Origin of the sequence: Maribacter sp., from assembly GCF_039968975.1 — a bacterium.
GTDB lineage: Bacteria > Bacteroidota > Bacteroidia > Flavobacteriales > Flavobacteriaceae > Maribacter.
In genome coordinates this window covers 1-8,907 of sequence record NZ_JBDVOT010000130.1, presented here as the reverse complement: position 1 = coordinate 8,907, position 8,907 = coordinate 1, and the positions used below count along the sequence as shown (strand labels likewise).

11 protein-coding genes are annotated in these 8,907 nt (G+C 32.3%); 10 read left to right on the top strand and 1 reads right to left on the bottom strand.

Translation table 11 applies throughout. From position 1 onward, the window contains the following. The 8 genes from ABJI11_RS08570 to ABJI11_RS08535 all read left to right on the top strand — a co-directional run. Nucleotides 1–800 (top strand): hypothetical protein (locus tag ABJI11_RS08570; RefSeq protein ID WP_348351243.1); only part of this gene is annotated, 800 nt, incomplete at its 5' end. Nucleotides 801–959: 159 nt separating this feature from the next. Beyond that, complete coding sequence (locus ABJI11_RS08565) at nucleotides 960–1,451, top strand: hypothetical protein (protein WP_348351241.1); 492 nt, start codon at nucleotides 960–962, stop codon at nucleotides 1,449–1,451. A gap of 118 nt (nucleotides 1,452–1,569) precedes the next feature. Beyond that, nucleotides 1,570–2,226, top strand: coding sequence for a peroxiredoxin-like family protein (locus ABJI11_RS08560; protein ID WP_348351239.1), 657 nt, complete (start codon nucleotides 1,570–1,572; stop codon nucleotides 2,224–2,226). 129 nt (nucleotides 2,227–2,355) lie between these two features. Next, nucleotides 2,356–2,910: a hypothetical protein gene (locus tag ABJI11_RS08555; protein ID WP_348351237.1), complete on the top strand. Its 555-nt coding sequence runs from the start codon at nucleotides 2,356–2,358 to the stop codon at nucleotides 2,908–2,910. Between the two features lie 128 nt (nucleotides 2,911–3,038). Continuing rightward, the gene (locus ABJI11_RS08550; protein WP_348351235.1) at nucleotides 3,039–4,100 is read left to right on the top strand and encodes a hypothetical protein; all 1,062 of its coding nucleotides are present in this window, start codon (nucleotides 3,039–3,041) and stop codon (nucleotides 4,098–4,100) included. 76 nt (nucleotides 4,101–4,176) lie between these two features. Next, nucleotides 4,177–4,299, top strand: coding sequence for a hypothetical protein (locus ABJI11_RS08545; RefSeq protein WP_348351233.1), 123 nt, complete (start codon nucleotides 4,177–4,179; stop codon nucleotides 4,297–4,299). 355 nt (nucleotides 4,300–4,654) lie between these two features. Further along, the gene (locus tag ABJI11_RS08540; RefSeq protein WP_348351231.1) at nucleotides 4,655–5,242 is read left to right on the top strand and encodes a M23 family metallopeptidase; all 588 of its coding nucleotides are present in this window, start codon (nucleotides 4,655–4,657) and stop codon (nucleotides 5,240–5,242) included. A 48-nt stretch (nucleotides 5,243–5,290) separates the two neighbouring features. After that, entirely contained in the window at nucleotides 5,291–6,103 is an 813-nt protein-coding gene (locus ABJI11_RS08535; RefSeq protein ID WP_348351229.1) for a hypothetical protein, read from the top strand. A 12-nt stretch (nucleotides 6,104–6,115) separates the two neighbouring features. On the opposite strand, the gene ABJI11_RS08530 is transcribed toward ABJI11_RS08535, so the two are convergent. After that, nucleotides 6,116–6,583 (bottom strand): Lrp/AsnC family transcriptional regulator, encoded by a 468-nt coding sequence (locus ABJI11_RS08530; RefSeq protein WP_348351227.1) that lies wholly within the window; start codon nucleotides 6,581–6,583, stop codon nucleotides 6,116–6,118. Between the two features lie 166 nt (nucleotides 6,584–6,749). Between ABJI11_RS08530 and ABJI11_RS08525 the strand changes: the two genes are divergently transcribed. Together ABJI11_RS08525 and ABJI11_RS08520 are read left to right on the top strand one after the other, a co-directional pair. Continuing rightward, the gene (locus ABJI11_RS08525; protein WP_348351225.1) at nucleotides 6,750–7,892 is read left to right on the top strand and encodes a histidine decarboxylase; all 1,143 of its coding nucleotides are present in this window, start codon (nucleotides 6,750–6,752) and stop codon (nucleotides 7,890–7,892) included. A gap of 241 nt (nucleotides 7,893–8,133) precedes the next feature. Continuing rightward, nucleotides 8,134–8,907 (top strand): CHASE3 domain-containing protein (locus tag ABJI11_RS08520; RefSeq protein WP_348351223.1); only part of this gene is annotated, 774 nt, incomplete at its 3' end.

The following is an 8,907-nucleotide window of genomic DNA, read 5'->3' as shown; positions in this document are numbered from 1 at the left end:
AAATTATTGAGAATAGTTGGGCTCAAGATAATTTAAAAGGAAAGGTTAAAACTTTTGAAGAAGTAAGTTCTAATGTAAACAAACTAAAGGATACAACAGAAAAGAAATTGTTTTTTAATGAGTATAATAAGAAAGGATATGCTATAGAAAAAAGGGATTATAGACTTCAGGATAAAACCATTTTCAAATATGATAACAAAGGGTACATGGTTCAGAGACTAGTCAATAGTTTAACTGACCATGGTTCTGGTCCATTAGCAGAAAGAATTTTTGAATATGATGAAGAAGGAAATCTTGTTACAACCAAATGGTCTAGTTCATATAGCCAGGGAAAGTGGATGTATAAGTATGATGAGAATGGAAATCAGACTGAATTTATAGAACACCACAAAGGTAAGGTTTATAAAAGAACAATTTATAAGTATAATGAAAAAGGTAAAGTCATTGAGGAAACACTCTACAATACAGATGATCTACTAGTGGAAAGAGCAATTTTTGACTATGACGAAAATGGAAATAAAATACTGATCAAAATGTTTACGCCAGATGAAAGATTAAACTTTAGGTCAGCTTATAAATATGATGATAGAAATAATAGGATAGAGGAGATAAACTTTCTAAAATTTGGCAATGATAAAGCAGATCTTGAATATGCTATTGCAAATGATCTAGATAAATATAAAGAACATTTTACATTTACATATGAATACGATGATCACGGTAATTGGATAAAAAAAACCAAGTATGACAAAGGAAAGGTAGTATTTGTTTCTAAGCGTGAATATACCTATTATGAATAACGCTATCTCTAGATAAATAAGAGGCAATTATAAATTGAATTACTTTTGATTTAAGAAAACAATACTACAAATAGATTTCTTCTTAAAAGTAGCAGAAAATAAGTACATATTTCACTAATTGTTTTTCAACCAAACCACTACAGATCATTTCATTAAAAATTGAATCAGTCTAAAAAATACGAAGCTCCATTTACGGAAGATGACTTAAGGGTTATTCGTTCTAAAAGCAAAAAATCTAATGTTGCATGGTTTATTGCAAATATCATTTTAGGTGTTATTGCTATAGGGTTATTAAAACAACCAGGCTTTGGATTTATTGAATTTTTAGCTTGTTTCTTTTTTGTTGTTTCTTTTTTACCATATCTCCGTTTCTTTTATAAAAGTCCAACAGAGAAAGACTTAGAGGAAAAAATTAAAGTCTCTACAGAGTTAAGAATAAAATACAAGAGAAGGGACATGGATAACTATTATCATTATGAAATAGAATTTGAACAGAATCCGGATTTTTATAAATATGGTCTGTTGAAAAAAGATTTTGAAAAAGTAAATGTGGGTGATGTAATTTATATAGAGTTCTCAAAATATGGTCATTGGATTTTGAAAATGGAATGTAATGACGAAGACATTGAAAATCCTCTTAATGGACATTGAGATTAAACTAGAAATTAGATAAAATCAACTTACAATCTTATGTTAAATTAATAGGAAAGATTCTTTGTCAACTCTTGCTATTAATACCTTTATCCTTCATATCAATGAAATTAGAATAATGAAAAGTTTAAAAGAACAAACTGACGCTAAAATTGCATCGGGTAGATTGGCTAAACCTGAATTCATGCAGGGTGTAGATGAAGTGATTGAGGAAGCAAAAGCTTTTGAAAAAGGAGTAAACGCGGTAAAAATTGGGCAAAAAGCTCCAGATTTTAAGTTGCCTAATGCTGTGGGAGAATCAATATCGTTGCATGATTTAAGAGAACAAGGAGCAGTTGTACTTACTTTTTATCGCGGAGATTGGTGTCCGTATTGCAATTTGCAATTGAGAGCTTTGCAAGCTAGGTTAAGTGAAATACAAGAGTTAGGTGCTACATTGGTGGCTATAAGTCCTCAAGTACCAGATGGGTCATTGACAAAGAGTGAAATCAGTGAAATGGACTTTATAGTATTGTCCGATCAAGATGCAAAGGTGGCTACTGAATACGGAGTAGCTTGGCAGGTGCCCGAGTTTTTATTGGATCACATGCGTGTGGATCGTAATCTTGATCTAGAAGCAATCAATAATGGCAATGCAAACGTTCTGCCTATACCAGCAACATTTATTTTGGGTAAAGATGGTGAAGTAAAATGGAGTTATGTAAACGTTGATTACAGAACACGATCAGAACCTGAAGAGATTATTGAAGCATTGAAGAAATTACTGGATAATTAATTTAAGCGATACTCTTTAAGCACGCATCAAATACAATTAATGAAAATCTTCACAACCCTTATTTTTATTCTGTTCATGCAAACCGTTTCAGTTTGTCATGCGCAGCATAAGCATCAAAACAATCTTAAAATGTCAAAAGAGGTAACAGAGATACTTAAATTGGGTGAAGATGCTATTGTTGCATCAGCTTTAAAGTCAATTGGCGGTTCTATTAGTCTTGAAAATTTTGCATCAGCTACGGTGTTGTCAAATGGTGAAGAAGTGTATGTTTCTTTTAGAAATCAATACAAATACCTTCCTATAAATACAATTTACTATTTTGATGTTGGGGTGAATATTACTACCGAAACTACGTATAAAAACTCCGTTTCAAATCCTTATGGATATACAAATGAAGAGACGATTCCGTATTTTCAATTAACGGAAGATATTAAAAAACATATCGATTTTGTGAAACAGACCATTGGTAGTTTAGAAGGTTTTGAAGATGATATCATTATTCGTGAGAATGAAGATTATTATGCAATTGAAGTAGTATCTGAATCTCAAGAGTCTAGCTATAAAATTAAAAAGAGCACGGGTGAAATATATGATGAATTTCACGCGCATCTTGAGCCAATTCCATTTGATGTTGATGACGCTGAAGAATTTAAAGAGGTAGATTTTCCTGAAATTAAAAAGTAAACGAACACGAGGGTATGCATTGCATCAGGGTTAAGAATGAGTTTCGACAATAAATACATAGACATTAAAAAGTTGCCATATTTTAATAATTAATAAGCAGACTCAGGCAACTATAAAAAACTGTAAGAATGATAAAATTAAAAGATATAGGGTCATTTGAAAGTGTTCCTCAAATAGTATCAGACATAATTCAAGGCAATACAGATGCATTAGATACCCATTTACAGCAGGGGTGGAATGTTAATGAGCTTATAAAAATAGGTAAGTATATTGAAGAATCTCCTCTAGATTTAGCTTTGATAATGGAGTCGTTTGCATCTGTAAAATGGCTGGTGGAACATAAGGCTGATCTCAACTCAAAAAACAATCCTAGTTTTCTGAGAGCTGTTCGTTATTGCAATGAAGAAATTATTAGATATGTTGTAGCGCACGGTGCCAAAATTAACCTGGTTAACAATGTAAAATCTGACGCATTCGAACAGGCGCTTTATGGTAATAGAATTGAAAATTTACCTATAATTCATAGTTTAGGCTACACTGTAAGTGAATATGGTGGTAAGGCTTTTAGAAAAGTTGTTAGTAGTCAAAACTACAAAGCCATAGATTATTTTATCGCTAATAATGTAGATATAAACTATAACAAACCAGATATGGTGTATTCTTTTATGCCAACACCACTGTGTGTAGCTGCTCGATTAGTAGATTTAAAAATGTGCAAGTTCTTAGTTGAGCATGGTGCCGATGTAACCATAGCTGAAAAAGACGGACTAAGGCCCTATCAAATTGCATTAGAAAAAGATGATAATGAAATGGCAGCTTATTTCAAGTCGCTAGAACCCGAAAAATTTCATAGTTTAGAATATAGGTTAGGTGAATTAGAGCCCTATAAATTATCTAAAGACTTAATTGAATTTTTAAATGGTGATAATTTGCATCTTGCTTTGCCTGAAAGTCATTTCGAATACTTTAACTTCTTTTCACTGGTAGACATAGTTCCATGTAAGCATGGTAGAAAAAAACTTTTAAGACTTTCAAAGTCATCTGGAGATTATGAACATATCATATTAGTATGGAATCCTAAAACACAAAAAATAGCTTGTTTTGATTTAGAACACGAAGAGTTAAATGACCTATGCAGTTTTAAAGATTTTATGAAAGACCCTAGTATGCATATGGAAAAAATATTTTAGTTAAAATGAGATTTGAAAATTTCTAAGGCTTCAGTAATTAAGTTTTAATTGATCAAAAAAAAGGAAAAAAATAGTAATGGATATTAGAGCGGAATTTGAAAAGTATTCTTTTGATGTTGTTGATAAGCTATTTAACGAATTTGATGGTGATTTAAGTAAAATGACTGTACCTGAGCAAGAGGTGGTAAGTAGAAGCTGATATGTATAATAGCGGATTTATGCAGTTTTTTTGTAATTGGGGTTACAAAAACTTTGTAGAGACCCAAAAAGTGCTGAAAAAGATTGAGGCTGTAAAATCACTTGCGTTAATAACAGAATGTGAAAAATCATTTCAAAATTAAAAGATGATGACAGGGTAAAAGCTCTTTGGGATATTCCCAAATACTTACATGAGTATATATCTGAAGCACAAGATAAACGATTGAACGATTTAGACGAGCTGTATTGGACAAATGTAGATGATATTCAAAAAATTGGATATGATGTATACCTGGCAAAATAGCTCAAATGTTTGAAAAAGAATTGTAACTATTTATTTTAAACTACATACAGGTATGCAATACATCTTCTTTAATTTTATAATAGGTCTTGGTCTTTTTGGATGTAAGTCTGAAGTTCAAAAAAAACCAAATATTATTGTAGAGAATGTGGATACAATTAAAAACGACACGTTAAAATTAGCAAATGGATTTGATTTTCCTGTTGGTAAACCAAATGCTAGCGGCTATTACAATGCCCAGAAGTTCGGAGAAAATAATCATTTAGGAGAAGATTGGAACGGAGTAGGTGGTGGTAATACAGACTTAGGCGATTCTATATATGCCATTGCAAATGGTTATGTCTCTTTTGCGGAAGATATAAACGGTGGATGGGGAAATGTAATTAGAATTATACATCAGACAGATGCCGATACTCAAATAGAATCTCTATACGCTCACTGTCTAGAAATAGACGTGCAAGAAGGAGATTATGTAAACAAAGGGGATAAAATTGGTACAATCGGCAATAATGGAGGTCAGTATTTAGCGCACTTACATTTAGAACTACGAAGTAAAGTAGGTTTGCCTATAGGTGGAGGGTATTCAAGTAACACGTCAGGTTACATAAATCCGACAGAGTTTATTAAGAACAACCGAAAATAGAAGGAGGCTGATTTGAGTAAAAGCTAAAACGTAAATTTTAGGATTCATATGAAGCACAAACAGATTACAGACAAAATTGGATTTCAACAGTTGAATGAATCCGTAGAAGACGATTTAATCAGACTAGTTACGAGAGGTATGGCTTTAAAGAATGGCGGTAGTCTTGATGATATTGAATCGTATGTGTTACCGCTAATGTTGACCCGTTGGAATTGTGTGTTAAAAGCAGAAACCGGATTAGTTAGATATTATAAGGAAAAGGTTTACCTAACCTTGGCAACGCAGCTTCATAAATACGGTTTTTCAGATAAACACATAACAGAGAAAGCTCTTGAAGCAATTGATTTATTAAATGATAACGTTGTTCTAAGTGATGATTTTTTTAGAAAATCTCCTAAAATAAAAGAGTTCTTAAAAACGAAACCTACAGCATTAAAAAGAAAACCTTCTAGGCAAAAGAACATTACGTTTTTTAGGGAGAATGATGTTATTTCTATCAATATAGATGGCACCTATTATATCGCTTTTATTCATAAACTAATAGGTGTAAATGAAAGTCCGGTAATTGAGTTTTACGAACAAGTATTTAACAGGCCGCCAAAGTTGGAAGATATAAAGATAAAAAAAGCTAGAGGTCAGCAGTACAATGACGACATTATTCGTGCCTCTAAATTTGCTATCTATGGTATGAAATATCAACCAGATTTAGCAAATCAAATTCATTTATTATCGGCTAGCGAAAATTCGACTATGGCTCCAGATAGTAGTCACTTAGAAGAGTGTGTAGGTGTATATACGGTCAGTAATTTATTTACGATTCAAGATACTGTTCGAAAAATGTTTTCAGAATCGAGTATCTAGTCATTATAAATTTTACGGACTTGTAGCTTTTAAGTTATAACCAGTACTATCCTTTACAGAATTTAAAACAAACGAACTGTGTATGGTAGAAATACCGTCAATGATAGATAGTTTTTCATTTATAAATTTATGAAACTCGGCAATATCATCTACCGCTATTTTTAATAGAAAATCAAAATTTCCAGATACTTGATGACATTCCATGATATCCGGTAATTGCAGTATTTCCTCTTTAAATTTGTCTGCCAATTTCTTTTGATGTTGAGATAAGGTCACTTGACAGTAAGCAATTAATTCTTTTCCAATTTTAGTTCTATTTAAAAGCGCAACATAAGACTTAATGATTTCTTGCTGCTCTAACTTTCTAATTCTTTCATAAGTGGGGGTAACGCTTAACCCTACTTTTGCCGCAATTTCTTTGGTGTTTTGCTTTGCATTTTCTTGAAGTTGCATCAAAATTTTGTTGTCGATCGTATCCATGCCAGTTTATTTTTCTTTTATACTTGTCTATAAAAATATAAACAGTAATTTAAGTTTGTTAATTTAAATATAATAGTTCAATATTCTGTATTTGTTTTATATAAAGTAATTTATTATTAGTAATTGTAATTTTACAGTATTAAAATACGTCTAATAATAAGTAATTATGAATAACGAACAACAGATAGATGAGCTGTTAACCAAGCTAATTCAAGAAAAGGATAGAGTTATAGGTTATCCAGTAGCAAAAGATTTTGATTATTCAAGATTATACGAATTTTTAAAGCACCCTATAAATAATGTGGGCGATCCATATGAGGATAATACCTATAAAGTTCAAACACATGAAATGGAACGAGAAGTGGTTGATTTCTTTGCGAAATTATATAGGGCAGACCCTAACGATTTCTGGGGTTATGTAACCAATGGTGGTTCTGAAAGTAACTTATATGGCTTGTATTTGGCTAGAGAATCTCACCCAAAAGCAATGGTCTATTTTTCTGAATCTACGCATTACAGTGTAAAAAAGAATATTCATTTACTGAATCTGCCTAGTATTACTATTAGAGCGCAAGAGAATGGAGAACTGGATTATGAAGATTTGGAGAACACTCTGCAATTAAATAGAGATAAGCCGGCCATTATTTTAACAACTTTTGGTACCACTATGACAGAGGCTAAAGATGATGTTTCTGAGGTGAAACGTATATTGAAAAAATTAGCCATTCAAAATCATTACATACATTGTGATGCTGCTTTGGCAGGTTCTTACGGTCAATTTATAGAACCTCGTATTCCGTTCGATTTACAAGATGGAGCAGATAGTATTTCTATAAGCGGTCATAAATTTATTGGCTCTCCTTTTCCTTCAGGTGTTATTATTGCCAAGCGTTCGTTAAGAGACCGTATAGCTAGGGGTATATCATACATTGGATCTTTAGATACTACGATAACAGGTTCTAGAAACGGTCATAGTCCGCTATTTTTGTGGTATGCGATAAAGAAAATGGGAGTAGAGGGCTTAGAGGCGCGTTACCGTCATAGTTTGGAAACTGCAGAATACTGCAAGCAAGAACTTATTAAAATAGGAATCGATGCCTGGATGAACAAAGGGGCAATTACCGTAGTGCTACCAAAAGTATCAGATGCTATTAAAAAGAAATGGCAATTGGCTACAGATGATATTACGCATGTAATCTGTATGCCCAATGTTACCAAAGATCAAATAGATGAGTTCATTAAAGATATAGTTGATGAGCAAGAAAAGTCTATGGCTTTAGAACAGCAGTCTTTTGCGTTACAAGACTAGTTTTTTAAAAATTGAATACAAACCCCATTTCGTTTCATTACGAAATGGGGTTTTGTAGTTATTTAGGTGAATTAGATTCAATTATGGTCCCCATTATAGGATAAATTTATTCGAACTTAAAGTTTGTATAGCATACAATCATATTTATGTTGTTTATTCAATATGGTAAACTTAAAATGCGGTATATTCATTCTTTGAAATTTTATGATCGGTAATACCCCCTTATAACTTGTTACTATAAATGAAAAGTCTTTTTTCTAGTGAGATCATGCTGAAATTAAAATCCCTTATCGGATCTGCAAAAACCTATATTATTCTATTGATTATGGCTATCGCTTTGTTGCTATACACTGTTAGTGTAGGTTATAATCAAGTGAATAGACTTCATAAAACCGGAGATTTAGTTTCACACACGCTAGAGGTGCAACGGGCAATAGTAGAGCTTTCTTCCAAATTTTTAGAAGTAGAGGCTATTCAGTTGAACAAGCTTTTTGAAGAACAAGAGACTGATCTTTCTTCCATAGTAATAGCCGAAATGGGGCAGTCATTAGATAGGTTAAAAAACCTTACTCAAGATAATGAGACACAACAAGAACGGGTTAAGGCTTTAGAGTTGTTACATGATAGAATCAAGAATGAAATAGATACTGCAATTGTGGCCGATAGCCTTTTTCCAAAAGACAGTATAGTTATCAATTTTACTGATTTACCTTATAAACGTAAACAACGAATACGTAAAATTGTAGCAGAGTCTCAGTTAATAAAAGATAGAATGATGTCAGAGGAGAACTATCTTATGGTTGCTCGTAAAGAAGAGTACACCTCGCAATCTTTCTTAACTCCAATGTCTTCATTATTGGTAGCCCTAACTGCTTTAGGAATTTTTTTAATTGGTTTTATTAGTATCTATAAACAGAAAGGTGAAATTCAAGAGGTAAATAGCCAGGTTTATCTTCAAAATAAGAAATTACAAGAGACAGAAGCGTTTTTAAAGGGCGTATATAAAAGCTCTAAT

Bases quoted from the DNA above. Each gene is read 5' to 3' on its own strand.
- ABJI11_RS08525 (WP_348351225.1), top strand. From the start codon at position 6,750: ATGAATAACGAACAACAGATAGATGAGCTGTTAACCAAGCTAATTCAA.
- ABJI11_RS08540 (WP_348351231.1), top strand. From the start codon at position 4,655: ATGCAATACATCTTCTTTAATTTTATAATAGGTCTTGGTCTTTTTGGA.
- ABJI11_RS08545 (WP_348351233.1), top strand. From the start codon at position 4,177: ATGGATATTAGAGCGGAATTTGAAAAGTATTCTTTTGATGTTGTTGAT.
- ABJI11_RS08555 (WP_348351237.1), top strand. From the start codon at position 2,356: ATGTCAAAAGAGGTAACAGAGATACTTAAATTGGGTGAAGATGCTATT.
- ABJI11_RS08550 (WP_348351235.1), top strand. From the start codon at position 3,039: ATGATAAAATTAAAAGATATAGGGTCATTTGAAAGTGTTCCTCAAATA.
- ABJI11_RS08530 (WP_348351227.1), bottom strand. From the start codon at position 6,583: ATGGATACGATCGACAACAAAATTTTGATGCAACTTCAAGAAAATGCA.
- ABJI11_RS08535 (WP_348351229.1), top strand. From the start codon at position 5,291: ATGAAGCACAAACAGATTACAGACAAAATTGGATTTCAACAGTTGAAT.
- ABJI11_RS08560 (WP_348351239.1), top strand. From the start codon at position 1,570: ATGAAAAGTTTAAAAGAACAAACTGACGCTAAAATTGCATCGGGTAGA.